Here is a 25,677-nt window from a genome sequence, read left to right on the forward strand (position 1 = left end):
TGAACTCGTGAGGGGTCCCAGGCTGGTGAACCCCAAGAGCTGCGCAAGTCTATCCAGGACTACGTAGCTCAGAACCCTTCTTAAGCGTGCAAAAAAGAGTTAAGGGAGATGTCCGAGAAATCCCTCTACCAGTTCAAGCGTTTGCTGGAGGAGTTGGAGGGGAAGTCCGGGAGAGGGACGGAACTCATTTCCGTTTACATCCCTCCGGGCTATGACTTGAGCAAGGTAATGGCCCAGCTGAGGGAGGAACAGGGAACGGCAGAGAACATCAAGTCCAAAACCACGAGAAAAAACGTGCTCGGGGCATTGGAAAGGGTAATACAGTTTCTCCGCACCTACATGGAAACCAACAGGGCTACCCCACCGAACGGTATGGTGATTTTCGCCGGAAACGTGGCGGGAAGGGAGGACAATCCCGACATCCAGCTCTACTGGATAGAGCCTCCGGAACCCGTCCCGATCCGCCTTTACCGCTGTGATCAGCGTTTTGTGCTCGAGCCCCTCAAACAGATGCTGGAGCCGAAGGAGCTGGTGGGACTCATCACGCTTGACGGAAAAGAGGCTACCATAGCCCTGCTCAAGGGAAAACATTTGGAAGTGTTGGACCACCTCTACTCTGGGGTTTGGGGGAAGCACTCGAGGGGTGGACAGTCGGCTAGGAGGTTTGAAAGGATAAGGGAGTATGCCATGCACGAGTACATGAAAAGGGTGGCCGAAGCTGCCACTCAGGCCTTTGGGAAATTCCCTGAGTTAAAGTGCATCATCATAGGGGGACCTGGACCCACCAAGGAAGAATTCCTGAAGGCCGAGCTTCTTCCCCCGGATTTGGCCAAAAAGGTGGTGGCTGTTTTGGACACCGGTTACACGGATGAATATGGTGCGAAGGAGCTGTTGGATAGGGCGGAGGAGGTGCTGAAGGAGCTTGAGATCGCTAAAGAAAAATCCTTGATGAAGAAGTTCATGATGGGATTGGTCTCTCCAGATGTGCCCATCACTTATGGGGAGGAAGAGGTGAGGAAGCAGCTGGAAGCGGGAGCGGTGGAGGTCCTGCTCCTCTCGGAGAAACTCAGGAAGGTGAGGGTTAAAGTGAGATGTGGGGCCTGCGGAAAAACTTTTCAAGAAACCACGAACAATCTGGATTTCTATCAGAAGCAGCTGCAGGGAAGGAACTGTCCTTTCTGTGGGGAGCTCAGGCTTTCCGTTCAAGAAGCCCAAGACGTGGTGCGGGAACTCATGGAAATCGCGGAGAAATTCGGTTCGCGGGTGGAGTTCATCTCCACCGAAACGGATGAGGGAAAGCAGCTCCACGAGAGCTTCGGTGGGATAGGAGCCCTCCTGAGATTCAGAGTACAGGGTTAGGAGTCTCTTTGAAGCTTTCGATGGCTACCAAGGTCTCCATTTCCTTCACCATTTCCGAAGAATTCATTAGATTTTCCAAGAATTTGTTCAGGGAAGGAATGTCCTTGGCCCTTATCTTCACCAAGAGGTTGTGGTTTCCAGTGATCCTGTGTACCTCACACACTTCCTTGTAATGGGAAAGACGCTGGGTGAGGCTCCTCAGGTCCTTGGGATTCACCTCCAATCTCAGAAAGGCGGTCAGGCCGAGACCCAGTTTCTTACAATCCACCAACACGGTGTATTTCTTTATCACCTGCAACCTCTCGAGTTTTTCCAGTCTCTTCTTCACGGCAGAAATGCTCAGGCCCATCTCTCTGCTCAATTCTTTCAGGGTCTTTTTCGCGTTCTCGTTGAGGAGTTTGATGAGCTTGAGGTCCGTGGCATCTATTCTGTTCATGCGAATTTTCTTTTCTGGAGATTTTATTTATCCGTTGTTTTTCTCTCCACGTTTATCCCAAACCATGGAATATTTCAAAAGATGGATTAGGTCTCCACTATTTCCACTTTCAGTCCGGAGTTGAGACATATTTCCTTCAAGCGATCCCCCCACCTTTTCCTGTCGTTGAGGAGGACGATCCTCCGATATTTTCTCCCGTGTTTTTCGAGATAGCGCGAGAGGGAAAGACACATCCTTTCTATCTCTTCTTTTTCCAGTTTCCTCGGTGCCACCACCTGTCCCAGCGGATAGAGTTCTTCCAGTTCCTCGGGTACCACTCCGAAGGGTGGAAGGATCCTCACCAGGTGCACTCCTTCCCCCCTCTTCACTTCCTTCCTCTCGAAGCAAGGAAGAAGGAGGAGTTCTGGGAGGGAAGGCGGCTCGTATTCTTCCATCCTTCTTTCATGCCTTAGAACCTCCGGTCTTTTGAAGCTCTCCATACCCAAATAGAAAAAGGCGGAGGGTTTGGTGAGGGGATCGAATCTTTCCACAAATTCCACGTAGTCGAGGAATCTCCTGAATCCCTCGAGCAGTCTTGGATGCGACCTGCACCTGAGCTCCGTGTATTCCCACAACCTTCCATCGACCAGGGCTTGCCTGATCCTTCGAACTTCCCCAAAGAGGACGTAGAGGTTGTGTCTTGCCAGTTCTTTCACCCTTTCTTCTTCAGGTTTTTCCCTGAGATCTTCCGGGGTTTGGGAAGAACAGATAGGACACTCGCAGGGCAAAAAGGAGAGTTCCTCCAAGTTGAGGGTCCTTTCCCTCGTCAGGTATCTTCCATCCTTGGCATAGAGAATATAGGAGGCGGAATCAAAGGTATCGCACCCCATGAGAACCAGTAAGGGGAGTACGGAGGGATGCCCAGCCCCGAAAAGGTGCAAGGGCCTGTCGAGGGGAAGGTTCTGTTTTGCGGTCATTACCAGATCCACTAACTCCGCGTATTCGTAGCCTTCCAAGAATTCCACGGGGCTCCCCACGGCGTGCATTTGGTAGTCCAAGGAACCCACTGCTTTGGCACACTCCGCCACGAGTTCTAGGTGTTTCCCCCCTTGTACGGGAGCGCACCAGAGGATCTCAGGATCCGATCTCATCTTTAGGGTCCTCCTGGCTCTTTCCACCGTTATCTTCACGGTTTCCCTCGCCTGTTCCTTGGAAGCCCTGGCACCGGTGGGAACATCTAAGATGACGGCTATGTCCGAGCCTATCTCCTCCTGATATTTCACGATTTCGTCCGGATCGGCATCTATCTCCCCATACCTCAGGATTTGGTAGCCCCCCGAATCCGTGGCTATGGGTCCCTCATATCCCAGCATCTCTTGGATCTTTTTACCCCTCCCAAACTTCTTCTTGAGGAAGTAGGCATTGGTCATCATCAGGGGTTCCCCGAATTCCTTCCTTATCTCGTTGGGTGTGAGTACCAAGTCGAAGGGATCCAGCACGGGAAGGAGGGTAGGGGTTAAAACCGTCCCGTGTCTCGTCCAGAGCCTACCCAGTCTTCCGAGTCCCTCCTTGTGGATGATGGAGAAGGTTTCTTCGGGCATCGGGGATTAGCAGATCCCCATTTTACCTTCGGCCAGGGTTTGGCAGAAATCGGAGATATGGTCCAGTGCCCATTCCATTCTCTCCAGAACTTCCTTCCTCACCTCTTCCATCTTCGTCCCTTTTTCCAAGAGTACCCTGGCCAGCGCTACCGAGGGTTGGTCTATGGGTCTCCCTATTTGACTCACCAACCAAACGTATACTTCGGCTATTCCAGGCACCTCTTCATGGATTTTTTTGGCTATGACGTGGGTGAGCAGGTTGTAAATCTTTCCCACGTGACTGACCGGATTTTTCCCGGCAGCGGCCTCGGAACCCATCGGTCTGGTGAGGGGTATTACCCCATTGGACCTGTTTCCCCTACCCACCTGTCCCGAGTCCGCTCCATCCGCGCTAGTTCCCAAAACCGTGAGGTAGACTCCACTCTCCCCTCTTCCCCTGACATCGAGGGTGTTTAGATCGACCTTCACCCCCTTGAAGTCAAACCTCTCCTTAACGAAGCGTTCTAGTTCTTCCAGGATTTCGGCCTTTTTCCTGAAGTAGTCTTCTTCGTCCCTTACGAACCTGTCTACGAAGGCCATTCCTATCGTGAGATGAACATCTTCCCCCCTCCTCACCCCCATCACCTTTATGTCCTCTCCGGATTCGGGATAAGTTTTCTTGAAGGAAGGGGAATTTGCGTATTTCTCCAGTTCCAGCACCAACCTTTCGAGCCTAGAGAGGGGAGCATACCCTACAGCCGCAGAGGTATCGTTGGCGCCCATCACTTTCGTCTTTCTCTTGAAAAGATCCGTGAGGGAAGCGGAACCTGACCTGATCTCTACCTGGTATTTTACATGCCTTTCCGGAGAAACGAAGCGGAGGTTTTGGGAGAACCATTCTTTGGCCGTTCTTACCGCTATTTCGGCGACTGGGATCTCCACCTCGTCCACCTTGGAGGTGGCCCTGTCCCCGAAGACCAACAGCATGGGCTTTTTGATCTCCCCCCCTCCAAACCTCGTCTGAACTTCTCCTGCTACTAAGAGGGATTTGTCCACATTGAAGTGTAGGGTTTCCCCTACCCTTTTCCTATACTCCCTGTCCAGCTCTACCGCTACCCTATCGAAGATGAGGTCGCAAATGGTGTCGGGATGCCCCAAGCCCTTCCTCTCAACGATTTCCAGCCCCTGTTTCTCCACGGGAGTTTGGTTGAGTTCCTCCACGATGAGTTCCCGCGCCAAGTACACCGCTGAAGAGGTATCTTTTACATCCTTAAAGCTTTCCCTTCCCCCGATTAGAATTAATTTTAAGCTTACCTTGATGTTAAGATGATAGCGGATCAGGAAAGGGAAAGAATAGCCAAACAAATAGCGGGGGACATCACCCTTTCGGATAGGCCAGACGAGGCCCTTAAGAGATGGAGGGAGGTTTTTAACCTTAGCCAGAAGGCATTGGCGGAGGCATTGGGGGTTTCTTCCTCTCAGATAAGTGATTACGAGAGCGGTAGAAGGAAATCTCCAGGGATTTCAACGGTTAAAAAGATCGTGGAGGCCCTTTTGAGGTTGGATGAGGAAAGGGGAGGGAAGACGCTTTCAGCCCTGCGCAGGGTCCTCAGCGTCCATTTCCCCTCGGACGTCATCCTTGGCCTTAAGGAATTCAGGAAACCCGTTGATGGAAGGACCCTGAGCAGAACGGTGAGGGGAAGGACGGTGGCAAATCCGCAACTCCTCTCCAGAAGTCTTTTCGGCTTCACTGTTATCGATAGCTACAAAGCAGCCCTGAAGCTCTCGGCAGAAGAGTTCAAACAACTGTATGGGCTGACTTCGGAAAGAGCTCTGATCTTCACGGGTGTGACGACGGGCAGGACTCCCATGGTGGCCATAAAGGTGATAGGCATCACGCCTGGCATGGTGGTCCTGCATGGAAGCCTAAGGAGAGTGGATCCTCTAGGGGTGAAGCTCGCGCAGGAGCTGAGGGTTCCCCTCGTTCTCTCCGGACTCCCTTCGGTGGAGGAACTCCTCCTCAGGTTGAACAAGTTGGGGGAAGACCTCAGATAAGTTTAATTGGAAACAAGGATTGGGGGAGTTGAGGTCGATGGGAGTAGGGATAGTGGGATACGGGGTCTACATTCCGAGGTATAGGATCAAAGTAGAGGAGATAGCCAGGATGTGGGGAGCAGACCCCAAGCAAATGAAGAGGGGTTTGGGAGTGGAGGAGAAGGCGGTGGCTGGACCGGATGAGGATACGGTGACCATTTCCGTGGAGGCGGCTAAGAACGCCCTGAAGAGGGGAGGGATAAGTCCTTCCTCCGTGGGGGCAATCTATGTGGGTTCGGAGTCCCACCCATATGCCGTGAAACCTACGGCCACCATCGTCGCCGAGGCGATAGGTGCCACTCCGGAAATGACGGCCGCAGACTTCGAGTTTGCTTGCAAGGCCGGAACGGCAGGAATACAGACCTGCATGGGCATGGTGGAGGCCGGGATGATAAAATATGGGATGGCCATAGGGGCCGACACCGCCCAGAGCAGCCCAGGTGACCCATTGGAATATGCAGCCGCAGCCGGAGGGGCGGCCTTCCTCGTGGGAAAGCTAGATGGGGAGGCTATAGCATCCATCGAGGCCACCTATTCCTATACCACGGATACCCCCGACTTCTGGAGGAGGGAGATGAGACCTTATCCCAAGCATGGGGGGAGATTCACTGGAAGACCGGGCTATTTCAAGCATACCCTCTCTGCCGCCCAAGGTTTGCTGAGAAAGCTTGGTCTTACTCCTAGGGATTTCGATCACGCAGTTTTCCATCAGCCCAATGGTAGGTTCCCGGTAGAGGTGGCAAGGGAGCTTGGGTTTTCCATGAACCAGATAAAAACGGGTCTTCTCTCCCCCAAAATAGGAAACACCTACTCTGGATCCACCATGCTGGGACTGGCGGCCATCTTGGATGAAGCGAAGGAGGGTGAGAGAATCCTTGCGGTTTCCTATGGTTCGGGGGCGGGTAGCGATGCCTTCAGCCTAATAGTGGAGGAGGGAATAGAGGAGAAGAGGAACCTGGCCCCTAAGGTCTCAGATTATCTCCAGGAGAAAGTCTACATAGACTATGCCACTTACTGCAAGTTCACGAGGAAATTGGTGAGATGAATGAGAAGGGTTGCCATTGTGGGTGTGGGGCAAACGAGATTCGGAGAGCTATGGGATACTTCCTTCAGACAGATGATCATAGAGGCAGGTACCAGGGCACTGGAGGATGCGGGAATCTCAGGTGAGGAGATCGATGCCATATATGTGGGGAACATGTCGGCTGGACAGTTCATACAGCAGGAACATATCGCTTCCCTAATAGCAGATTATTCCGGATTGGCACCCGTTCCATGTACGAGGGTGGAAGCGGCTTGCGCTTCGGGGGGCTTGGCTCTCAGGGAGGCCATGATAGCGGTGGCCTCGGGAATCCACGATGTAGTGGTAGCCGCCGGAATAGAGAAGATGACGGATGTGATAACGGAAGCAGGACAGGAGGCCCTGGCGACGGTTTCCGATCAGGAGTGGGAAGCCTTCATGGGTGCCACTTTTCCCTCCCTTTTTGCCCTGATGGCGAGAAGACACATGTACGAATTCGGGACCACGGAAGAGCAGATGGCCTTGGTTGCGGTCAAGAACCATCACAACGCCTGTCTCAATGCCTATGCCCAACATCACGTAGAGCTTACGGTTGAAAGGGTTTTACAATCCCCCGTCGTCTCCTCTCCCCTCAAAATGTTGGAGTGTGCTTCCATTACCGACGGGGCCGCCTGCTTGGTACTCGTTCCCCTGGAAGAAGCCAGGAAATACACGGATACCCCCGTGGAGATAGCGGGAAGTGGACAGGCAAGTGATACCATTGCCTTGGCAGACAGGGAATCCCTCGTGAGCCTGAAGGCGACTAGGGAAGCTGCCAAGAGAGCTTACAGGATGGCGAGGATTGAACCCAAACAGGTGGATTTGGCCGAAGTCCATGACAGCACCACCATCTCCGAAATCATTGCGGTGGAGGATTTGGGCTTCTGTGAGAAGGGTGAGGGTGGAAAGATCACCGAGGAGGGAATAACGGCCATAGATGGTTCCTTGCCCATTAATCCCGGAGGTGGTTTGGAAGGAAGGGGTCATCCAATAGGGGCCACGGGAATTGCCCAGGCGGTGGAGATAGTCCTCCAGCTGAGGGGCGAGGCAGGAAAGAGACAAGTCAAAAAGGCAGAGGTAGGTTTAACGCATAACGTGGGTGGGAGCGGGGGAACAGCGGTGGTACATATCTTCAGGAGGAGATGAGATGCACGTTCCAAGATTCTGGAGGGAGATACCCAACAGGTACACGTTGATAGGGACCAAGTGCGGCCATTGTGAAAAGATCTTCTTCCCACCTAGGGCCATCTGTCCGAACTGTAGGAGGGTGGGACATCTGGAGCCTTTCAAGCTCAGCGGGAGGGGAAGGGTCTATTCCTTCACCACGGTTTATGCTGGACCTAGGGATTTCAAGGACCAAATTCCCTACGTGTTGGCCATCATCGAACTGGAGGAGGGGCCCAGGGTAATGGCGCAAATAACGGACTGTAATGGAGAAGAAGTGAAGATAGGGGATGAAGTGGAAATGGTTTTCAGGAAGATAAAAGAGGAAGGGGAGGAGGGAATCATCTACTATGGATTCAAAGCCAGGTTGGTGAGGAAAAAGGAAGCCTCAGATCCTTCTGGCAAGGGTTAGGTAGGAGGTGTGGGCCAGCATCCTCGTACTGGGTCTGGTGCATCCTTCTCTCACTTCCCATTCCCTGACGAGACATTCCAGTGTCTTCAGTTCCGCGAATTTTCCCCTTCTGAGCCTAGGGTAGAGACGCTGGACCTGTTCGATGGTGGGGGTGAAGACGGCCAAATAACCTCCGGGTTTGAGGGCTTCCTCTGCGTGAGGAAGAACCTCCTCTGGATAGGGGAGGTCCAGGGTTATCAGGTCCACCTCCCTTTCCTCTATTCCCTCCCTCATGTCTTTTAGTTTCACCTCCACTATTCCCTCGAGACCGGCCAGTTTGACATTTTCTTTAGCCACTTCGGCGAAGTCTTCCCTTATTTCATAGCTCACTACCTTTCCATGGGGTCTAACCAAGTTCCCCAAAAAGAGGGCCAAGGCCCCCGAGCCCGTTCCTCCATCCACTACCAAGTCCCCCGGACCCACTCCTGTATGGGCCACTACTTGCGCGGCATCTTTCGGGAGTACCACCTGGGGAAGGCGACGCATCTTTTGGAGGAAGTCACTCATCCTGGGTTTCAATACCACGAACTCCCTTCCCGTGTGACTTCTTATCCTCCCCCCGAAAGGTACCTCCAACAGTTCGGCTAGGTTGAGGAGACCCAGATCCGTGTGGAGAAGTTTTCTCTCCGCTCTCACCAGGTACTTCTTTCCCCTCTCGTCGAGGAGGATTACCCTCTCTCCCTCTTTCACTCCCACTGAGTTAGATGTGAATGGAATATTTTATCCTCGATGGAGTCTTTTTAAGGAAGCCGGAAGAAGGGAGCGGAGAGACCTTGAGGTTGGATCCCACCTATCATCTGCATCACTGGAGTACGCGGAAGATGCTCCTTCCTCCCCTACTTTTGGCCCTTTTTTTCCTCTGCTGCCTTTTGGTGCGTGGAATACCCCTGAGCAGAGATTTCAGGGGAGGTACCCTCATTCAGGTGAGGGGAATGGAGGGCTATCCAGCATTGGCGGAAGTGAAGGGGACGGTGGAGGGATTGCTGGGGGGAAAGGTGGAGGTGAAGCTCACTTCCTACGGTGGTCTCTACGGGCTGGACATAGAAGCGGACAACATGGACTTACCGCAAGAGGTAAGGGAGAACCTCAGGAGGGCCCTGGCCGATGAGCTGGGGATAAGCGAGAACCAAGTCGTAGTTTACAATATGGGTTCCATCCTGACCAGTCTTTCCAAGAAACAGGCCAGGAATGCCCTCCTCGTGGCTCCCCTCTTCATGATCTTGATAGTTTTCCTGAACTTCAGGAGTCTCAGGGCGGGAGGAGGAATCGTGGGAACGGTTTGGCTGAATGTCTTCGATGCCCTGGGATGCATGTCCCTTTTGGGGGTGGAACTGAGCATAGGATCGATGGCAGGTCTCCTCATGCTCTTGGGATACTCCGATGATACCAACGTTTTGCTGGTGACGGCGGTGGAGAAGGGAGTGGGGGGAAGTCCGAGGGAGAGGGCGGCCACCGCCATGAGGACGGGACTACTGGTGAACGGGACCACCTTTTTGGTCCTCCTTTTTGTGAATCTCTTCACCACTTCCAAACTCGTGGATGAACTGACCTTCCCCCTCCTGACGGGCATGGTTTTTGATGCGGTGAACACCTGGTTCCTCAACGCCGCCTTAGTGTTGAGAAAAAGGGAGAGGAGGGAGGTGCCTGTCGCTTTTTAGGGAAAGATACTTCCTGCTCGTATTGGTGGTGGCCCTTCTCTCCGTGGCTTCCGTGTGGAGACCATGGGCGGAGGTGAACGAGAGGGCCAGGGAAACGCTCGGGTGGGTGAGCGAGTTTTCTAGGGGACTGAAGTTTGGTGTGGACATCGTGGGGGGCTCCAGGATCCTCCTCTCCCTACAGGGTTCCCAGCTGATGCTCCAGTTCGATCCCTCAGAGCTTCCGGGTGCCTACGAGGAGGTGGTGGGGAGGCTGGAGAACGGGCTCCAAACGAGGGTCCTTCCCTTGGATGAGAAATGGGAGGCCCTGAGAGAAGGTTTACCCTACGATTTACGTACGGGAATAGCTAGGATAGAGATAGGCCTGAGGGCCACGGAACCCCTCCTCAACCTGGTGGAGAACCTGATAGGGGGAAAGGCCGTCCTCCTCAGGGAAAACGTTAGGAATGAGGTATGCAGTCAAACGAGGAACGAGGTAATAGAAATTCTGAAGAACAGGGTGGATCCCCTCGGAACGAGGGGGGCGGTGCTGAAACCCCTGGGAGGGAACCTCCTCCTCTACGAGGTCCCAGGCCTCCAGCCCCAAGAAGCGGAGGTTTTGCTGGGGAAGCAGGGGAGGCTGGAAATATGGTTGGAGAATGAGGTCCTCCTCTACGGGGAACACATCCTCAGGGTGGATCCGCCGAGGGCGAGTTTGGAAGAGAAAAATGCTGCCGAACTACCCTTCAGGCTCACGGATGAGGGGGCTAAGAGGTTCAGGGAAGGTGCAGCTGGAAAGGCCAACTATCCCACGGTGGTTTACATGGATCGTCCCGTGGACGCCGTGCTCTTGGTTCAGGAGGAGCTCCTGGCAGGTCTTCCCATGCTGGAGTACGATGGTTACTCCCACATGTTCAGGGCTAAGGGTTTTCCGGAGGAGGGAGGGGGCTACTACCTACAGGTACCGGCGGTCGTGACCCCTAAGGATACCCTTTCGTTGGAGGCCCTTTCCTTTCTCGAGGAAATGAGTTCCTTGAAGTTCAGGCTTTTGCTCGTGGGTGAGTTCTCAGAGGAGGTGCTGAGGGAACTTCCCCCCTCCTATTCCTTAGAGAATGTACCAAGGCCTGCAGAGGGGGGGGAGGCATGGATAAGGGAGGCCTGCGGATGCAAGAGCGTGATCACCATCAGCCCCACGCTGGCCCAAGAACTCCTGTTGGGGAGAACGGTGAAGGATCTGGTTATCACCGTGAGCAGGAGCACGGGGAAGGAGGCGATGAGGGAGGCGAGGACCCTCAGGACCATCCTCAGCCAGCGTCTTCCGGTGGGGGTTTCGGTTGAAGGTGAGACAATAGTGGAGGCGAGGTTAGGTAGGACCTTCCTGAGGCAACTTCTCTGGGCCGGTCTCTTCTCTTTCCTTGGGGTGGGTGTTCTGATCTTCCTGAGGTACCGGAGGTTAAAGCTTACCTTTACCGTGATGGGGACGATGGTCCTCGAGCTGGTGATCACGCTTGGAGTGGTTTCCCTCCTCCCCTACAGCTTGAACTTGGCAGAACTGGCCGGAATAGTGTTGGTGATAGGTACGGGAGTGGATGCTCAGATCATCATCACGGACGAAGTCCTGAGGGGGGAGGTAAAGGAGGTGAGGGCCCCAGGGGGGTTGAGGGATAGGATCAAGAGGGCTTTTAGGGTGATATGGGGGTCCTCCCTCACCACCCTCGTGGCCATGCTTTCCCTGGCTACCTTGGGCTTTGGGGAGATGAAGGGCTTTGCCCTTATCACCATTTTGGGTATTCTCCTCTCCGTACTCCTCACTCGACCCCTTTATGCTAGGATGGTGAATGCTATACTGACAGGAGGAAAGGAAGGATGATCGGGGTCTGCCTCTGTGGAGCATGTGGAAGGATGGGAAAGGTGCTGGTGAGGAAAATCGCGGAGCAGGAGGACCTGAAGCTCGTAGCGGCGGTGGAGGCCCCGAACACCCCCTTGGCCGGAAAGGATGTGGGGGAGATCGCGGGAGTAGGTAGGCTGGGAGTGGAGGTGGTTGGGGCGGAAAGGCTGGAGGAGGTACTGAAGAGGAGCGGGGCGAAAGTGATGGTGGATTTTACGGTGGCGGAGGCCGCAGTAGCGAACGTGGAAGTGGCGGCCAAGCTGGGGGTGCCGGTGGTGGTTGGGACTACGGGCTTTTCACCAGAACAAATGGAACGTCTGAGCTCGGCGGTGAGGAGGGGAAACATACCCGCCGTGGTCTCCCCGAACATGGCGGTGGGAGTGAACATCTTCTTCAGGATCGTTTCAGAACTGGCGAAGAGGTTGGGGAGGGAATACGATGTGGAAGTGGTGGAGGTCCACCACAGGGGAAAGCTCGATGCCCCCAGTGGAACTGCCCTCAAGGCAGCAAGGATAGTGGCGGAGAGTAGGGGAGTGGAGACGAAGGTTGGGAGGGAGGAGGGGAAAGGGAAGAGGGGAGGGGAAGTGGTGATCCATTCCCTCCGAATGGGTGATGTGGTGGGGGAACACACGGTGATCTTCGCAGGTCCCGGGGAGAGGATTGAGCTCACCCACAGGGCCCATGGCAGGGAAGCTTTCGCGGAGGGAGTATTGAAGGCCGTGAGGTTCGTGGTGGAGAAGGGCAGGCCTGGAGAAATAGTGGGGATGGAGGAAGTCCTTGGCCTCAGGTAAACGTAGTTGCTGGCTGTGTAGATGGTTGGTGAGGGGGAAGTATGAGTGCCAGCTGAAGGGGAGGTTTTCCGAACCCCTCCTGGAGAGACTTTCCCCTTGTTGTGGCTGGGGGAGGGTTTCTTCCCTAGACTATCTCCCCTTCTTGAAAATGGAAGAAAGGGCTAAGGAGTGCGAAAGTTTTGAGCCCTTCATGTTTGTCCATGGTAGGGACACTTCACCCCCATCCTGCAAAACCTGCACTTCTCAGGAGGAGGGGGAGAAGGAAGGGGTTTGATCATCCTCCCGTATTTCCTGCGGGGCATCTTGAGAATGGGAAGAGGGGGAATAAAAGTTCACAAACAAGGCTATAAAAGGAGTGATAAAGGATGGTGATGTTCGATCCAGCCGCCTTCGTGAACCGGACGCTCCCATGGCTCAGACGGGAAATAGGAGAAGAGAAGGTTTTGGCGGCAGTTTCTGGGGGTGTCGATAGCATGGTCACGGCCGTTTTGGGCCATAGGGCGGTGGGGGAGAGGCTGAAGGTGGTCTTCCTCAACACGGGCTTCATGAGGGAAGGGGAGGGGGAGAGAGTGGAGAGGGTCCTCGCCGGAATGGGCATAAGGATGGAGAGGAGGGAAGTGGAGGAGGAATTCTTTCTGGCCCTCAAGGGTAAGACGGATCCCGAGGAAAAGAGGAAAGCCTTTAGAGAAGCCTTCTATTCCTGCTTTTCCAAAATCGCTAAGGAGCTGGGGATAAGGGTGATCCTTCAGGGAACCATTGCCGCGGATGTGGTGGAGACCAAAGGAGGAGTGAAGACCCAACACAACGTTTTGGAACAAATTGGGATCAACCCCCTCGAGAGGTACGGATATCGGGTGCTTGAACCCCTCAAGGATCTCTACAAACCCCAGGTCAGGGAAGTAGCCCGCTTTTTGGGTCTCCCCCCCGAGGTGAGCGAGCGTCGTCCCTTCCCCGGTCCAGGTCTTTCCGTGAGGGTTCTGGGGGAGGTCACCCGTGAAAGAATAGAGCTCGTCAGGAAAGCCACGAGGATCGTGGAGGAAGAAACGGAAGGTTATCCCTGCTTCCAAGCCTTCGCCGTCCTTCTCTCGGATAGGGCTACGGGAGTTTCCGAAAGCGGAGAGAGGAAGTATGGAAACATCGTAGTGGTGAGGGTGGTGATCTCGGAAGATGCCATGAGGGCCGAACCCCTCGAGCTTCCTTGGGGAGTCCTGCACAGGCTCTCCAGCAGGATCACGAGGGAAGTTCCTGGAGTTTGTAGGGTCCTTTACGATTTAACCCCCAAACCTCCGGCTACCATCGAGTTCGAGTAATCGGAACGGTTTAATCTTTTCTCAAAGAAAGGAGAGGGATGAGGTCCGTAGCCATTCTGGGTGCGACAGGTGAGGTGGGACAGAAGTTCATCTTAAGCCTGAAGGACCATCCCTGGTTCAGGATAGAGGAGCTCTACGCTTCAGCAAGATCTGCGGGCAAGAGCTACGCCGAGGCCCTGAACTACGGAAAGGAGACCTCAAGATGGTTCTACAAGGAGCAGCCTGGGAGGGAGATTTTGGAAATGGAGGTAAGGAGTCTGGAGGAGATAGGAAATAGGGTCTCCTTTTTCTTTTCCGCCCTTCCCTCAGAAGTCGCGCTTGAGGTGGAGGGAAGGGTGGCAAGGGAAAAGCCCGTGATCAGCACGGCTTCGGCCTATCGTTATTTCGAGGACAGCTTCACCTACCTCCCCTCCGTGAACGAGTCCCATGCCCCCATGATAGAGGAACAAAGGCGCAGGAGGGGATGGAAGGGTTTTGTGGTGCCGCAGCCCAACTGCACCACCATAGGGCTGGCCCTCTCCCTCAAGCCCCTATACGATGCCTTTGGGCTGGAAGGTGTGATCATGGCTTCCATGCAGGCGGTTTCCGGTGCAGGTTATGAGGCAGTTTCCCGCTGGGCGGAACAGAGAAAGAAACAGGGGGGAAGTCTACCGGAGCCCCTGGATGAATATTCCCCCCTCACCTTTGAGGGAAACGTGATTCCGTACATCAAGGGGGAAGAGGAAAAGGTCAGGAAAGAAACGGTTAGACTTTTGGGAAGACTGGAAGGGGGAAGGATTCAGCCCGCCAGCTTCAAGATAGCCTGTAAGTGCAACAGGGTGCCCGTGCTGGAGGGACACACGGAATCGGTTTTCGTTACCCTTTCCAAGGAGGCCAAGGTAGAAGAGCTGAAGGAGTGCTGGAGGAACTTCGAAGGGGAACCGCAGAGGTTGAGGCTTCCCAGTGCCCCTCCCCGCCCTATCGTGGTAGTGGAGGAAGTGGATCGTCCCCAGCCAAGGTTCGATTGTCTGAGGGAAAGGGGAATGGTGGCCGTGGTGGGAGGGGTGGAGGCCACCGCCTTCGAGAGGTGCTTCCAGTATACCGTTCTTTCCCACAATACGGAGCTGGGTGCGGCCAGGGGGGCGGTGTTGGCAGCGGAGTACCTCTACAAAGTAGGGTACCTGTGAGCAGTAGCGGGGGGAGGACTTGAACCTCCGACCTCCGGGTTTCCCCGCAGAAAACTTATGAGCCCGGCGGGCACTCCACGCTGCCCTACCCCGCTACCTTTCTTTTTTGGTCGTTGAGGGATAAAGGTTTTTGCTCCTTTTTGTTTCCTCCCCCCTTCATTCCTTCCGATGGGAGGAGTGGCAGTATCCGACCTCATAAGATCGATGATGAGGATGGGGTTTTCGAGGGAGGAAATTTATGAAGTACTGGCTGGTGCGGGTGTCTTTGGGGAGGAGATCCACCTCCTCATAGAGCACGTGGGTGCAGAATTCGGAGAGGCTGGATTGGAGACCCGTCCATCCCATTTGGCCCTTGAGCTCATCCGCTGGCTGAAACCTGAGCTCGAAGCTTTAAGCAGGGAGATGAATTTTCGTTTCGATCTTCTCCTTCGCGAACTGAGAAAAGGTTCAAGAAAAAACAGAAAAGGGTAGGGGACTGAAGACGATTACTCTTGCTTCGAACTTCCGCTTGGGTATCTCGAAGCGATAGGAAAGGGGTACCCTGGCATGGACTCCCGGAAGGAGGAGAGTGGGATAGGGATGATCCACGATTTCCTCCACGGGTTCCCTTTCCAGGATTACCTCCGTTCTCCACTGGGCCCACCATATCCTCACTCCCAAGAAGGGTAAGGGGATGGGGGTAGCAGAGGAAAGTCCACAAAGACCCAGAGGATCCTCACGCTGGAATCTCACCCCTTTTATTTCCAACTCTCTGAAGACGGAGAGCTTTGGATCTTCCTTCGAAGGGAAGTTCAGGAGATCGCCCACAGGGAGGGGAGCGGCTATCCTTTCGAACTCCTCCACGGCCCCTCTTAGCAGCAAGAGAAGCGACCGATCTTCTCGGTTTTCTTCAAAACTTTCCCCAGCGAGGAGGGAAAGACATTCTTCGAGGGAAAGCGTGGAACAGTTCTCCCCCTCCTTTTCTTCCAGACGGAGGAGGGATTTCAATTCCGTGAGTTTCCAGTGAAGTTCCGGCAAGAAGGAATCTGAAAGCATCCTCACGAGGGGATCCTCCGATCCTTCTACCATTGATTGGAGTTCTTTCCACTTCCCTTCCAAATCCTCCAGTTTTTCCATCACTTTTTTCCCTTCCACAGGTATCGAATTCCCAAGATTTTTCTTCAGTTCTAGGTAGAGGTGTTCCACACCGTCCCTCATCGTACGGAGGTGGAGTAGAACTTCCCTCCTCGAGGCCAGAGAGGGAAAAGAATGAAGGGGGAAATAACAAGAGCCAAAGGACTTCAGCTCATGGGCGGACCAGGCAGCCAAGAAGCTTTTTTCGACGAAGGAGGGGGAAAGCTCTATCCTTCCCGAAAGGACCTGCGGCCAGGCATACAGATATTGAGTAACCCCCCACAGCCCTTCCATTTCTCCCAGATGCTCCAAGAAAAAACAGGCCCTTTCCTGCAAGAGGAAGAACCTTGAGTCCACGAAAACTTCCAATTCCTCGAGGGGGAGGAGGAGGGAGGAAGAACGGTCGGGGGAAGTGACGGAAAGGATGCTCGCTGGCATCCTCACCTTCAGAAGACAGAATCCGTTTTCTAGGGGTGAGAGGGTAAAGTCAACCTCCTTTCCTCCCAAAAAGAGAAGGCGTTCGTCGGTATGCGAGTAAAGGGGAGGAAGGGAGGGAAGGAAGGAAAGGAAGAGGGTTTCGGCGAGATTTTCCACGGCTTCCTTTCTCCTCTCTCCCGTCCCATAGGAAGTTTCCCTTCCCACCTCCCACAGGGCCTGATAGGTGGCATACCTGCACAGGTCCTCTAGGTCCTTTCTCACATTGGTACCCGCCACCAAGAGTTCGAGGAGGGAAACCTCCTGTAGGGAGAAGGAGGACCTGAGGTGTTCCAGTCTCAAAACTTGGAGGGAAAGGGTGAGGGAGAGAAAGAGGAGCAGGAGGGCGGAAGCGGTGAGGGGAAAGAAGCCCTTCAGGGGGACCACAGCTCCAGTCTCATTTCCACCCTACCCACTTCTGGAGGGGGAAGGGTGCGGTGGAGGAGGGTTGAATAGACCCTTTTTCCCCTTCTCTTCGAGGTGGAAAGTTCCAACAAAACAGTCCGTTGGTGGGGTCTCAGGACTTCTACCCTCAAAACACAGGCCCATTTCCCTTCACACAGTTTCCTCAGGGAATTCTCGAGTCTTTTCCCCACTTCTTCCTCTCCCACCACGGCTTCTTCCGTCAACATCCCCAACAGGGGTTTGTATCTCCATCCTCCCTTCACTTCCAGTGAGTCGAGGGTGATGGACTGAAGGGCGAGTGCTAGGTGGGAGCCAAAGGAGGAAGCCACCCTCTCCTCCCGGATGGGTGGAGAGGAGTGGAGGTAAAGACAGGCAGCGGAGACGAGGAGGGAGAAGAGCATAAGGTCCAAGATGGAGGTCATTCCCTTCATCACCAAGCCCCCACTTCCACCAGGAAGGAAGAGAAACCCCTTTTCAGGGCCGTAGGGAGCATCACGGTTTTGAACCTTGGCGGTTTTTCTTTCCCTCCTACTCTCCCTTCGTTCCCCCAGATTTCTATTCCTTCCAAGTTTTCTGGTAGTTCCAAGAGACCGGGTTCTTTCCAGAGGAGGTGGAGGACCCTCTCGGTTTTCCTCACCTCTTCCTCCAAATCGTCCCCCTTGTTTTGCAGGAAGGAAAAAAGGGAATGGAGAAAGGAGGAGAGCAAAAGGAGCACCACCAACCAAGCACAGAGCTCTTCCATTTCCTACCTCCTTTCGAGGATGAGGGAGTTCTCCCGTTTGATCACCGCGAAGAGACAGGGATTCGAGAAGGCTTCTTCGAAGGATCCGTTCTCTATCGGTAGGGGGAGGAGGGAAGAAAGGAGAAGCTTTCCTCCAGACCAAATTTCCAACAACTGTTTTCCATTGCTCATCCTGCCCTTGAGCTTCAGCTCCTCTTTTATGGGAAGGAGTATTTCCACCCTTCCCTCTCCCGGTAGAAGGGATACCATCTCCAGGACCCCCATCATACCCTGGGCTATCCCAACCGCTTCCTCGGTTTTTTCCCTCTCTAGGACGGAGGAGAGGTTTAAGCAGAAGGTGAAGAGGAGCATGGAAGCCAGAGCGGCTGCAGTTCTGGAGGAGAGGAAGAGGAATAATCCTCCCATCCCTTTGCTTGGTTCCTTTCTCCTTTAAGAGCGGGAAAGGGGGAACACGAAGATCTTGGGCCCTTCCCGCAATTTCAGCAAGTATCTTCCTTCCCTCAAAGAGCAGTGGGGGAAAAGGGGAAGGGCGGGTATTCCTTCCCCGATCTTCTCTCCCCTCAGCCACAGCTCTATCTTTTCTCCCAAGAGGAGCTCACCCCTTCCAAGCTCGAGCTCTACTTCCCTCTCGCTACCGATGGAAGAGAGGGCTAGAGCCTTCACCTCTTGGAGAAAAAGTTCTAGGGCTAACCTTGCCCTTTCCCTTTCTTCCCTTTCTCCCATCCTTTCCATCCAGGCCAGTCCCAGGGAGAGGGTGGAGAGGGCGAGAAAGAGACTGAGGAGGATTACGACGGGAAAGGATTCCATTTTCCTACTCCACCGCCACCTGTCCTTCCCAAGGAAGGTAACCATGATGAGTTACCTTTACCCTAGCCAAGTAAGGAGTTCCGCTGGTGGGTAGGCGGAAGGTGTAGGTGTTAGAGGAAGAACCGAGGGTATGGATCTTAGTACCTCCCGGATACTTCACTTCCACAGTGGCACCGTTTAGCGGTTGTCCTGTTTCTGCATCGAAAATGCTCACTTGTAAGGATCCCCCACCCTTGTAGGAAAGTAATACCCTCATGTCTCTCCACATCATCCTTTCGGAGACGTTCACGAACTGGGTCAGGACCCCCATGGAGATAGCCCCTACTGCCAAGGCTATCACGAGCTTGATGGGTATGTCCATTGCCCCTCTCTCGTCCATCGGAGGGGTTGGGAAGGAGCCCCTTTTTAGGGAAGAATTCTACGGTCCTTTCACGGGTTGCGGCGGCTTCACCTCTCACACCATGGTCTACTCGTGGAAAGACTGTGGGATGGACCTCAACCCAGCATCAGGATTTACGATGAACGTGGATACTGGGTAGCCCACCATCCTCTATTCCCATTCCTCATAGTCCTCCTCCGCTTCGTAGGTTTCCTCGCAATCAGGGCAAACACCGAGTTCTCTTATCGTAGGGTCCCTGTTGGCGCATCCGGGACAGTAGGTCTTGCCACACTCCCAGCACCTTATGGCTTCCTCCTCCTCCACCTCCTTCCCACAGACCGAGCACCTTGGCATACCCCACCACCTTTAGGGGGGATGATGGGAGAAGAGGCTTATTGAACAAAATTGTACTATAAAGTATTAAAAAGCACAATAACCAAAAGGGTGAAGGCGATGGAAACCTTCATCCTCCGGAGGAAGGGGTGCCTAGACCCTGCTAGGTTCTATCTGGGGATAAGGGGGAAGTCGGAGGCCTCCTTCCTGCTGGAGTCGGCGGAGGGGCCGGGTGAGCTTGCCAGGTACTCGGTGGTGGGATATGTCCCCCTCCTGCACTTGAGGGTGAAGGGGGAGGAATTTCGGCTGTGGAAGAGGGGAGAGTTGATAGAGGAAGGAAAGGTGGAAAGGGATCCCTTGGAGCTGGTGAGGGAGAAGATGTTCATAGGCGCCTCCGCGGACATCAGGTACCTGTGTCCGGTGGTGGGCTACGTGGGCTACGATTACGTGCGCTCGCAGGTGGAGCTGGACGCCCGCACCGTGGACGACTTGGGCCATCCCGAGCTGGAATTCGTTCTTCCGGAGAGGGTGGTGGTGTTTGACGGCGTGAAGGATGAGAGGATCTACGCCGTGAACCTTCTGCCCGACGAAGGAAAGGAGGTGGCTGAAAGGGCTCTGAAGGAGTTGACGATGGTAAGAGAAAGGGAGCCCGAGGGAGAGATGGGTGCGATAAGGGTAAGGAGCAACGTGAGCAGGAGGGAATTCGAGAGGATGGTAGAAGTGGCTCGCGATTACATCCACGGGGGAGACGTCATACAGGTGGTCCTTTCAAGGAGGATGGAGCTGGTGCCCTCTCCCCCTCCCGAAGTTTTCTACTTTCGCCTAAGGGAGCTGAATCCTTCCCCCTACCTGTTCATGCTCGATTTTCCCGGTCGTACGGTCATAGGCTCGAGTCCGGAGCTCCAGGTGAAGGTGGAGGGAAGGGAAGTGAGCGTGAGACCGATTGCAGGCACTAGGAGGAGGGGAAAGGGGAAGGAGGATGAAAGGCTGGAGGAAGAGCTCAGGTCGGATGAAAAGGAGAGGGCCGAACATGTGATGCTCGTGGACCTGGCTAGGAACGATGTGGGAAAGGTTTCGGAGTTTGGATCGGTGAAGGTAAGGGAATTCATGAAGGTGGAAAAGTACAGCCATGTACAGCATTTGGTCTCGCATGTGACCGGTTGTCTTCGTGAAGGAGTGGATGCCTTGGAAGCCTTTCGCGCCACCTTCCCGGCGGGTACGGTAACGGGGGCCCCCAAGGTGAGGGCCATGGAAATCATCGAAGAACTGGAACCCACCAGGAGAGGCATCTACGCTGGAGCGGTGGGGGTCTTCGGTCCACCCTCCCAGCCGGGTGATCCTGGAACGGCCGATTTCGCCATAGCCATACGTACGATGGTAGTGGAGAGGGGGAGGGGATACCTGCAAGTGGGTGCGGGGGTGGTGGCGGATTCGAAGGGTTGGAAGGAATACTTGGAGACGAAGAACAAGGGGAGGGCGCTCTTGCTTGCGGCAGGGGTGGAAGCGTGAGGGTCCTCGTGATAGACAACATAGATTCCTTCGTTTACAACTTGGTGCAATATCTGGGGGAGCTTGGGGCAGAGCCGGTGGTGCTCACCAATCGTTCCTCCCTGAAGGAAGTGGAGGAAACGAAACCCGATGCCATAGTGATCTCTCCTGGACCAAAAACTCCCTCGGAGGCCGGAATTTCCGTAGAGGTTGTGAGGAGATTCAGCGGGAAGATTCCCATCCTGGGTGTTTGTCTAGGCCACCAAGTGATCGCTTACGCTTTCGGGGGGAGGATAGGAAAGGCCAAGAGAATAGTACATGGGAAGACTTCAAGGATAAGACACGATGGAAGCAGGTTGTTCAAGGGGGTGCCCAATCCCTTCGAAGCCACCCGCTATCATTCGTTGGTGGTTGAGAGGGAGGATTTGCCTGAGGAATTGCTGGTGTGTTGCGAAACCGAAGATGCGTACAGGGAAATCATGGGCATCAGACACAGGGAGCTTCCCATCTTCGGGTTACAGTTCCATCCCGAATCCATCCTCACTCCAGAAGGGAAAAAAATCCTCCAGAATTTTTTGGAGGAAGCGGGATGAACATCCTGCAGAGGTGTCTGGAGAAGATCCTCCGTTTTTCCCCACTTACGGGTGAAGAGGCATCGGAGGTCATGCGATACATGATGTCCGGCGAGGCACCTCCCCTTCAAGTGGCAGCCTTTCTAACGGCCTTGCGCATGAAGGGGGAAACGGTGGAGGAACTTACCGCCTTCGCTAAAACGATGAGGGAATTTTCGCTGAAGGTGGAGGTGGGGGGGAAGTTGGTGGACACATGCGGGACGGGAGGGGATTCGATAAAGACCTTCAACATAAGTACCACTGCCATGTTCGTGGCGGCAGGAGCGGGGATAACTGTGGCCAAGCATGGCAATCGCTCTGTGACCAGCAAGGCTGGAAGTGCGGACGTGCTCGAGGCCCTGGGTGCTGTCATAGACCTTCCACCCAAAGAGGTGAAGAGGTGTTTGGAGCAGGTGGGGATAGGTTTCATGTTTGCACCCGTTTTCCATCCAGCCATGAGATATGTGGCCCCCATAAGGAAAGAGTTGGGTATAAGAACGGTGTTCAACCTTTTGGGACCCCTCACCAATCCCGCCGGTGCAAAGGCCCATCTCCTGGGAGTGTTCGAACCGGACCTAACGGAGAAAATGGCCTTGGTTTTGAGGGCACTGGGTTGCGAGAGGGCCATGGTGGTACATGGCATGGATGGGTTGGATGAGTTCTCCACTTTGGGGGAAACCAAGGTTTCGGAGTTGGTGGAGGGGGAAGTGAGGACCTTCAGGATGAGACCGGAGGACTTGGGTCTGGAGAGGGCGAGGGCAAAGGACTTGGAGGGAGGTGGACCCAAGGAGAATGCTAGGATCCTCCTCAGGGTTTTGGAGGGAGAGAGGGGTCCCAAGAGGGATATCGTCCTTCTAAACGCCTCGGCCATTCTGGTCGTGGGGGGGAAGGTGGAGAACTTGAAGGAGGGGCTTCAATTGGCTTCGGAGACTTTGGATTCCGGTAGGGCGTTGAAGAAACTGGAGGAATTCGTGAAGGCAACGGGTGGGGAGTTGAAGAGGGAAGAGCTGGAGGGGAAGGGATGAGTTTCCTGCGAAAGGTGGTGGAGGAGGTAAGGGTGGAAGTGAAGAAGAGGAAGGAGGAAGGGGGAGTGGATGGTCTCTCTCCTCCCAGGAAGAAGCTCAGCTTGAAGAAAGCCATAAGGCGGACTAGACTGGTCCCCCTCATAGCGGAGTTGAAGAGGTCCTCCCCTTCCTCCGGGAAAATCCGTTCTTTTTCCGATCCCCTCTGGATAGGGAGGGAAATGGTGGAGGGTGGGGCCATTGCCCTCTCGGTACTGACGGAAAGCAAATACTTCGAAGGGGATCCCCTTTTCCTGAGGGAACTGAGTGTTCTGCCCGTTCCCCTCCTCTGTAAGGATTTCGTGGTCGATCCCTATCAGGTGGAGGAGGCCTCCAGACTGGGAGCGGATGCCATTCTCCTCATCGTTAGGGTATTGGGGAAGGAACTACCTTCCTTCCTCTCCCTGGCGAGGGAAGAAGGGATGGAGGCCTTGGTGGAAGTCACGAACGAGAAGGAACTGGAGGAGGCCCTCTCGGCAGGTGCTGACCTCATAGGAATCAACAACAGGGACTTGGACACGCTGGAAGTGGATCTCTCGAGAACGGAAAGGTTGGCTCCCCTGATCCCCTCCAACATCACGGTGGTGAGTGAAAGTGGAATAGGAACTCCGGAGGAGGTGAGGAGGATGCTACGGGCAGGGGCCCATGCGGTGCTGGTGGGAACCTCCCTCATGAAGGCGGAGAACATCAGGGAGAAGGTGAGGGAACTGGTGGAGGCGATGGGTTGAAGGGAAGGTTCGGTAGATTCGGGGGGAGGTACGTGAGCGAGGTCCTCGTGCAGGCATTGGAGGAGTTGGAGGAGGCCTTCGAAAGGATTTATCCTACCCAAGAGTTTCAGAGGGAACTCAACCTTCTCCTCAGAGACTATGCCGGTCGTCCGACCCCCCTTTATCATGCAAGGGGGTTGAGCGAGCTCACGGGATGCAAGATCTACCTGAAGAGGGAGGATCTGGTCACGGGAGGTTCGCACAAACTCAACAACTGTTTGGGGCAGGCCCTCTTGGCCAAAAGGATGGGAAAAACCAGGCTCATCACGGAAACGGCGGCTGGGCAGCACGGTCTGGCAACGGCCATGGCGGGAAACGTGGTAGGGATGGAAGTCGAAGTCTTCATGGGAGTAAAGGACATGGAAAGACAGGCGAGTAATGTAAAGCGTATGCGTTTGTTGGGCGCTAAGGTAACTCCCGTGAGCACGGGTTCTGGAGTACTCAAGGATGCTGTTTCCGATACCCTGAGGGAGTGGGCAAGGTGTACCAGAACCACCCATTACCTCATGGGTTCCACGGTTGGACCCCATCCCTTTCCGGAAATTGTGGCAACCTTCCAAAGCGTGATAGGGAAGGAGCTGAGGGAACAGATCCTGGAAAGGGAGGGAAGACTACCCGATGCCATCGTAGCTTGTGGGAGTGGAGGTAGCAATGCCCTGGGAGCCTTTAGGGCTTTCCTCCAAGACGAGGGGGTGAGGCTCTACTTCGTGGAGGGTGGAGGAGAGAGTCTTGAAGCCGAAAACAGTGCTGCCGCCTTCCAATTGGGCAGGCCTGGAGTGCTTCATGGGGCCCTCATGCAACTCCTCCAAGACGAGTATGGACAGGTCAAACCTTCCAAGACGAGGGCCGCCGGCCTTAACTATCCTGGGAGGGGACCGGAGATTTCCCATCTCTGTGAAATAGGCCGAGTGAAAGCATGTTATGCCTTCGACAGGGAGGTCTTTGAGGCCGTGAGGATTACCTGTAAAGCCGAGGGGCTTCTCCCCGCCCTCGAGACCGCCCACGCCTTGGCGTACGTTTTGAACCATCCGGAAGAATTCTCGAGGGGGGAAGTGGTGGTGATAAACTTCTCTGGGAGAGGGGATAAGGACCTAGAAGTAATCATGAGGTATTTCTATGGAGATTGAGGAGAAGTTCGAGGAACTCAGGAAGAGGGGAGAGGGGGCCCTCATGCCCCATGTTTACTTCGGGGATCCCTCTCCCGAATTCTCCTTCAAGCTCATTCATACTTTGGTGGAAAGCGGAGCGGACTTGCTAGAGTTGGGTATACCTTTTTCCGATCCCATTGCCGACGGTCCAACCTTCATAGCTGCTTGCGAGAGGGCTCTTTCCTCCGGAGTCACCCCTCCGAAGTGTCTCGAAGCCATTAGGGAATTGAGGGAAGAGGGTTTGCATCTTCCTATCTTACTCACCACCTATTACAACCTCATCTTTTCGAAGGGGCTGGAAGAGTTTTGCGAAGAGGCAAAAAAGGCAGGGGTTCAGGGGCTCATCGTTCCAGACCTTCCCGTGGAGGAAGCTGGGGAGTTGCTGCGCGTGACGAGGAAAAAGGGTCTCCACCTCATCCTTCAGGTGGCGCCCACTACCAGTCAGAAGAGGTTGGAAAGGATAGTGGTGGAGGCCTCGGGTTTCCTCTACCTCATAGGGGTGGAAGGAGTAACGGGTGCTAGGGAGGAGCTGGCATCTTCCACGCTAGAGCTGGTGGGAAGGGTGAGAGGACTCACCTCCCTTCCCCTCCTAGTGGGTTTTGGGATTTCCCACCCGGATCATGTGAGGGTCCTCAGGAGGAGCGGAGCCGATGGATGTGTGGTGGGAAGTGCCATAGCCAGGCTCTATTCGGAAAGGCTGGAGGAACCGGAAAAGACCCTTCCCGCCATTTCCCGGTTCGTGAGATCCCTGAAAGAGGCCACGAAGGAATAAACCTTCAGCCGTGGAAGAAAGGAGATGGCCGTGCTGATAAAGATGTGTGGGTTTACCAGGGAGGAGGATGTGGAAAAGGCATGCGAGTTGGGGGTGGAGCTGGTAGGGGTAATCCTAGTCCCTGGTTCTCCTAGGAGGGTTTCCCTGGAAAGGGCGAAGGAGCTCTTCGAGAGGGTAAGGGGGAGGGCTAAGACGGTGGCGGTGCTGAGACCCAAGAGACCCGAAGAGATTTGGGAGGTCCATCGAAAATTGGGTCCGGAAATTATGCAGGTGAACCCCCTCTTTCCCCTGCACGAGTTGGAGAGGAAGGGAGGGGGGGAACTCATGATCACCGTTTCCGTTCCCCCCCATCCTGGGGAGGAACTCTGGAAGAAGGCGAGGGAAGCGGAGGAAAGGGGGGACTATGTCCTCCTCGATACCGAGGGACCCCTTGGAGGAGGAACGGGAGAAACCCACGATTGGTCGGTGAGTAGGAGGATAAGGGAAGTTCTCAGAAAGCCCGTATTTTTGGCGGGAGGTCTCCATGCCCGTAACGTGAGAAGGGCTATAGAAGAGGTGAGACCGGACGGTGTGGACGTTTCCAGCGGAATAGAGGTCTCTCCAGGAATAAAGGACGCAAGGCTCATGAGGGAGTTCGTGGAAGCCGTGAGGGCTTAGTCCTTTTT

30 protein-coding genes and 1 tRNA gene are annotated in these 25,677 nt (G+C 54.6%); 19 read left to right on the plus strand and 12 right to left on the minus strand.

From position 1 onward, the window contains the following. Positions 1-108: 108 nt before the first annotated feature. A complete protein-coding gene (prf1, locus tag QXG22_05160) occupies positions 109-1,359 on the plus strand; it encodes a peptide chain release factor aRF-1 (protein MEM0359374.1) in 1,251 nt (416 codons plus the stop codon). Here prf1 and QXG22_05165 read toward each other — a convergent pair. The 3 genes from QXG22_05165 to QXG22_05175 all read right to left on the minus strand — a co-directional run bounded on the left by QXG22_05165 (position 1,343) and on the right by QXG22_05175 (position 4,599). Continuing rightward, positions 1,343-1,795, minus strand: a complete 453-nt coding sequence (locus tag QXG22_05165) for an Lrp/AsnC family transcriptional regulator (protein ID MEM0359375.1) — start codon at positions 1,793-1,795, stop codon at positions 1,343-1,345. The two genes, prf1 and QXG22_05165, sit on opposite strands and share 17 nt — an antisense overlap. 86 nt (positions 1,796-1,881) lie before the next feature. After that, complete coding sequence (gene tgtA, locus QXG22_05170; GenBank protein MEM0359376.1) at positions 1,882-3,375, minus strand: tRNA guanosine(15) transglycosylase TgtA; 1,494 nt, start codon at positions 3,373-3,375, stop codon at positions 1,882-1,884. A 6-nt stretch (positions 3,376-3,381) separates the two neighbouring features. Next, positions 3,382-4,599 (minus strand): methionine adenosyltransferase, encoded by a 1,218-nt coding sequence (locus QXG22_05175; GenBank protein MEM0359377.1) that lies wholly within the window; start codon positions 4,597-4,599, stop codon positions 3,382-3,384. 81 nt (positions 4,600-4,680) lie between these two features. Here QXG22_05175 and QXG22_05180 point away from each other — a divergent pair, with 81 nt between their 5' ends. The 4 genes from QXG22_05180 to QXG22_05195 are packed head-to-tail and all read left to right on the plus strand — an operon-like array spanning position 4,681 to position 8,084. Next, a complete protein-coding gene (locus QXG22_05180) occupies positions 4,681-5,409 on the plus strand; it encodes a helix-turn-helix domain-containing protein (GenBank protein MEM0359378.1) in 729 nt (242 codons plus the stop codon). A 37-nt stretch (positions 5,410-5,446) separates the two neighbouring features. Next, complete coding sequence (locus QXG22_05185; GenBank protein MEM0359379.1) at positions 5,447-6,493, plus strand: hydroxymethylglutaryl-CoA synthase; 1,047 nt, start codon at positions 5,447-5,449, stop codon at positions 6,491-6,493. After that, on the plus strand, positions 6,494-7,654 hold the full coding sequence (locus tag QXG22_05190; protein MEM0359380.1) for a thiolase domain-containing protein: 1,161 nt from the start codon (positions 6,494-6,496) through the stop codon (positions 7,652-7,654). 1 nt (position 7,655) lies between these two features. After that, a complete protein-coding gene (locus tag QXG22_05195) occupies positions 7,656-8,084 on the plus strand; it encodes a Zn-ribbon domain-containing OB-fold protein (GenBank protein MEM0359381.1) in 429 nt (142 codons plus the stop codon). On the opposite strand, the gene QXG22_05200 is transcribed toward QXG22_05195, so the two are convergent. Next, positions 8,061-8,819, minus strand: coding sequence for a tRNA (adenine-N1)-methyltransferase (locus tag QXG22_05200; GenBank protein ID MEM0359382.1), 759 nt, complete (start codon positions 8,817-8,819; stop codon positions 8,061-8,063). The genes QXG22_05195 and QXG22_05200 overlap by 24 nt on opposite strands. 77 nt (positions 8,820-8,896) lie before the next feature. On the opposite strand from QXG22_05200, the gene QXG22_05205 reads away from it, so the two are divergent. The 6 genes from QXG22_05205 to QXG22_05230 all read left to right on the plus strand — a co-directional run bounded on the left by QXG22_05205 (position 8,897) and on the right by QXG22_05230 (position 14,912). Beyond that, positions 8,897-9,781 (plus strand): MMPL family transporter, encoded by an 885-nt coding sequence (locus QXG22_05205; protein ID MEM0359383.1) that lies wholly within the window; start codon positions 8,897-8,899, stop codon positions 9,779-9,781. 25 nt (positions 9,782-9,806) lie between these two features. Further along, the gene (locus QXG22_05210; protein MEM0359384.1) at positions 9,807-11,627 is read left to right on the plus strand and encodes an MMPL family transporter; all 1,821 of its coding nucleotides are present in this window, start codon (positions 9,807-9,809) and stop codon (positions 11,625-11,627) included. Next, the gene (gene dapB, locus QXG22_05215; GenBank protein ID MEM0359385.1) at positions 11,624-12,436 is read left to right on the plus strand and encodes a 4-hydroxy-tetrahydrodipicolinate reductase; all 813 of its coding nucleotides are present in this window, start codon (positions 11,624-11,626) and stop codon (positions 12,434-12,436) included. The genes QXG22_05210 and dapB overlap by 4 nt, the downstream gene beginning before the upstream one ends. Positions 12,437-12,464: 28 nt before the next feature. Further along, complete coding sequence (locus QXG22_05220; protein ID MEM0359386.1) at positions 12,465-12,710, plus strand: hypothetical protein; 246 nt, start codon at positions 12,465-12,467, stop codon at positions 12,708-12,710. A gap of 97 nt (positions 12,711-12,807) precedes the next feature. After that, positions 12,808-13,746, plus strand: a complete 939-nt coding sequence (locus tag QXG22_05225; GenBank protein ID MEM0359387.1) for an ATP-binding protein — start codon at positions 12,808-12,810, stop codon at positions 13,744-13,746. Between the two features lie 38 nt (positions 13,747-13,784). Further along, positions 13,785-14,912, plus strand: coding sequence for an aspartate-semialdehyde dehydrogenase family protein (locus QXG22_05230; protein MEM0359388.1), 1,128 nt, complete (start codon positions 13,785-13,787; stop codon positions 14,910-14,912). 4 nt (positions 14,913-14,916) lie between these two features. Here QXG22_05230 and QXG22_05235 read toward each other — a convergent pair. Beyond that, positions 14,917-15,007: transfer RNA gene (locus QXG22_05235), tRNA-Met, on the minus strand. Between the two features lie 73 nt (positions 15,008-15,080). Between QXG22_05235 and QXG22_05240 the strand changes: the two genes are divergently transcribed. Further along, positions 15,081-15,383 (plus strand): hypothetical protein, encoded by a 303-nt coding sequence (locus QXG22_05240; GenBank protein ID MEM0359389.1) that lies wholly within the window; start codon positions 15,081-15,083, stop codon positions 15,381-15,383. Here QXG22_05240 and QXG22_05245 read toward each other — a convergent pair. From QXG22_05245 to QXG22_05275, 7 genes are all read right to left on the minus strand, one after another. Next, positions 15,360-16,886 carry a hypothetical protein gene (locus QXG22_05245; GenBank protein MEM0359390.1) on the minus strand — a complete coding sequence of 509 codons (1,527 nt, stop codon included), beginning with the start codon at positions 16,884-16,886 and terminating at the stop codon, positions 15,360-15,362. The two genes, QXG22_05240 and QXG22_05245, sit on opposite strands and share 24 nt — an antisense overlap. Further along, the gene (locus tag QXG22_05250; GenBank protein MEM0359391.1) at positions 16,874-17,338 is read right to left on the minus strand and encodes a hypothetical protein; all 465 of its coding nucleotides are present in this window, start codon (positions 17,336-17,338) and stop codon (positions 16,874-16,876) included. Before QXG22_05250 ends, QXG22_05245 begins: the two co-directional genes overlap by 13 nt. Then, positions 17,335-17,646, minus strand: coding sequence for a hypothetical protein (locus QXG22_05255; protein MEM0359392.1), 312 nt, complete (start codon positions 17,644-17,646; stop codon positions 17,335-17,337). Before QXG22_05255 ends, QXG22_05250 begins: the two co-directional genes overlap by 4 nt. A 3-nt stretch (positions 17,647-17,649) precedes the next feature. After that, on the minus strand, positions 17,650-18,051 hold the full coding sequence (locus QXG22_05260) for a hypothetical protein (GenBank protein ID MEM0359393.1): 402 nt from the start codon (positions 18,049-18,051) through the stop codon (positions 17,650-17,652). Between the two features lie 24 nt (positions 18,052-18,075). After that, entirely contained in the window at positions 18,076-18,498 is a 423-nt protein-coding gene (locus QXG22_05265) for a hypothetical protein (protein MEM0359394.1), read from the minus strand. Next, positions 18,458-18,832, minus strand: coding sequence for a hypothetical protein (locus QXG22_05270; GenBank protein ID MEM0359395.1), 375 nt, complete (start codon positions 18,830-18,832; stop codon positions 18,458-18,460). The genes QXG22_05265 and QXG22_05270 overlap by 41 nt, the downstream gene beginning before the upstream one ends. Positions 18,833-19,003: 171 nt before the next feature. Continuing rightward, positions 19,004-19,186, minus strand: coding sequence for a hypothetical protein (locus QXG22_05275; GenBank protein ID MEM0359396.1), 183 nt, complete (start codon positions 19,184-19,186; stop codon positions 19,004-19,006). Between the two features lie 99 nt (positions 19,187-19,285). Between QXG22_05275 and QXG22_05280 the strand changes: the two genes are divergently transcribed. The 7 genes from QXG22_05280 to QXG22_05310 are packed head-to-tail and all read left to right on the plus strand — an operon-like array spanning position 19,286 to position 25,669. Further along, a complete protein-coding gene (locus QXG22_05280) occupies positions 19,286-20,674 on the plus strand; it encodes an anthranilate synthase component I family protein (protein ID MEM0359397.1) in 1,389 nt (462 codons plus the stop codon). Next, on the plus strand, positions 20,671-21,246 hold the full coding sequence (locus tag QXG22_05285) for an aminodeoxychorismate/anthranilate synthase component II (GenBank protein ID MEM0359398.1): 576 nt from the start codon (positions 20,671-20,673) through the stop codon (positions 21,244-21,246). Before QXG22_05280 ends, QXG22_05285 begins: the two co-directional genes overlap by 4 nt. Further along, positions 21,243-22,289 (plus strand): anthranilate phosphoribosyltransferase, encoded by a 1,047-nt coding sequence (trpD, locus tag QXG22_05290; protein MEM0359399.1) that lies wholly within the window; start codon positions 21,243-21,245, stop codon positions 22,287-22,289. Before QXG22_05285 ends, trpD begins: the two co-directional genes overlap by 4 nt. Beyond that, positions 22,286-23,053, plus strand: coding sequence for an indole-3-glycerol-phosphate synthase (locus tag QXG22_05295; protein MEM0359400.1), 768 nt, complete (start codon positions 22,286-22,288; stop codon positions 23,051-23,053). The genes trpD and QXG22_05295 overlap by 4 nt, the downstream gene beginning before the upstream one ends. Beyond that, entirely contained in the window at positions 23,050-24,219 is a 1,170-nt protein-coding gene (gene trpB, locus QXG22_05300; GenBank protein MEM0359401.1) for a tryptophan synthase subunit beta, read from the plus strand. Before QXG22_05295 ends, trpB begins: the two co-directional genes overlap by 4 nt. Next, the gene (gene trpA, locus QXG22_05305) at positions 24,209-25,012 is read left to right on the plus strand and encodes a tryptophan synthase subunit alpha (GenBank protein ID MEM0359402.1); all 804 of its coding nucleotides are present in this window, start codon (positions 24,209-24,211) and stop codon (positions 25,010-25,012) included. Before trpB ends, trpA begins: the two co-directional genes overlap by 11 nt. A gap of 24 nt (positions 25,013-25,036) precedes the next feature. After that, entirely contained in the window at positions 25,037-25,669 is a 633-nt protein-coding gene (locus QXG22_05310; protein MEM0359403.1) for a phosphoribosylanthranilate isomerase, read from the plus strand. Positions 25,670-25,677 lie beyond the last annotated feature (8 nt).

It is taken from the genome of Candidatus Hadarchaeales archaeon (genome assembly GCA_038736355.1).
GTDB lineage: Archaea > Hadarchaeota > Hadarchaeia > Hadarchaeales > WYZ-LMO6 > WYZ-LMO6.

Excerpts from the sequence above, each read along its gene's own strand:
- prf1 (MEM0359374.1), top strand. The coding sequence starts at position 109 with ATGTCCGAGAAATCCCTCTACCAGTTCAAGCGTTTGCTGGAGGAGTTG.
- QXG22_05165 (MEM0359375.1), bottom strand. The coding sequence starts at position 1,795 with ATGAACAGAATAGATGCCACGGACCTCAAGCTCATCAAACTCCTCAAC.
- tgtA (MEM0359376.1), bottom strand. The coding sequence starts at position 3,375 with ATGCCCGAAGAAACCTTCTCCATCATCCACAAGGAGGGACTCGGAAGA.
- QXG22_05180 (MEM0359378.1), top strand. The coding sequence starts at position 4,681 with ATGATAGCGGATCAGGAAAGGGAAAGAATAGCCAAACAAATAGCGGGG.
- QXG22_05185 (MEM0359379.1), top strand. The coding sequence starts at position 5,447 with ATGGGAGTAGGGATAGTGGGATACGGGGTCTACATTCCGAGGTATAGG.
- QXG22_05190 (MEM0359380.1), top strand. The coding sequence starts at position 6,494 with ATGAGAAGGGTTGCCATTGTGGGTGTGGGGCAAACGAGATTCGGAGAG.
- QXG22_05195 (MEM0359381.1), top strand. The coding sequence starts at position 7,656 with ATGCACGTTCCAAGATTCTGGAGGGAGATACCCAACAGGTACACGTTG.
- dapB (MEM0359385.1), top strand. The coding sequence starts at position 11,624 with ATGATCGGGGTCTGCCTCTGTGGAGCATGTGGAAGGATGGGAAAGGTG.
- QXG22_05225 (MEM0359387.1), top strand. The coding sequence starts at position 12,808 with ATGTTCGATCCAGCCGCCTTCGTGAACCGGACGCTCCCATGGCTCAGA.
- QXG22_05230 (MEM0359388.1), top strand. The coding sequence starts at position 13,785 with ATGAGGTCCGTAGCCATTCTGGGTGCGACAGGTGAGGTGGGACAGAAG.
- QXG22_05240 (MEM0359389.1), top strand. The coding sequence starts at position 15,081 with ATGGGAGGAGTGGCAGTATCCGACCTCATAAGATCGATGATGAGGATG.
- QXG22_05255 (MEM0359392.1), bottom strand. The coding sequence starts at position 17,646 with ATGGAAGAGCTCTGTGCTTGGTTGGTGGTGCTCCTTTTGCTCTCCTCC.
- QXG22_05260 (MEM0359393.1), bottom strand. The coding sequence starts at position 18,051 with ATGGGAGGATTATTCCTCTTCCTCTCCTCCAGAACTGCAGCCGCTCTG.
- QXG22_05265 (MEM0359394.1), bottom strand. The coding sequence starts at position 18,498 with ATGGTTACCTTCCTTGGGAAGGACAGGTGGCGGTGGAGTAGGAAAATG.
- QXG22_05270 (MEM0359395.1), bottom strand. The coding sequence starts at position 18,832 with ATGGACGAGAGAGGGGCAATGGACATACCCATCAAGCTCGTGATAGCC.
- QXG22_05275 (MEM0359396.1), bottom strand. The coding sequence starts at position 19,186 with ATGCCAAGGTGCTCGGTCTGTGGGAAGGAGGTGGAGGAGGAGGAAGCC.
- QXG22_05280 (MEM0359397.1), top strand. The coding sequence starts at position 19,286 with ATGGAAACCTTCATCCTCCGGAGGAAGGGGTGCCTAGACCCTGCTAGG.
- trpD (MEM0359399.1), top strand. The coding sequence starts at position 21,243 with ATGAACATCCTGCAGAGGTGTCTGGAGAAGATCCTCCGTTTTTCCCCA.
- QXG22_05295 (MEM0359400.1), top strand. The coding sequence starts at position 22,286 with ATGAGTTTCCTGCGAAAGGTGGTGGAGGAGGTAAGGGTGGAAGTGAAG.
- trpA (MEM0359402.1), top strand. The coding sequence starts at position 24,209 with ATGGAGATTGAGGAGAAGTTCGAGGAACTCAGGAAGAGGGGAGAGGGG.
- QXG22_05310 (MEM0359403.1), top strand. The coding sequence starts at position 25,037 with ATGGCCGTGCTGATAAAGATGTGTGGGTTTACCAGGGAGGAGGATGTG.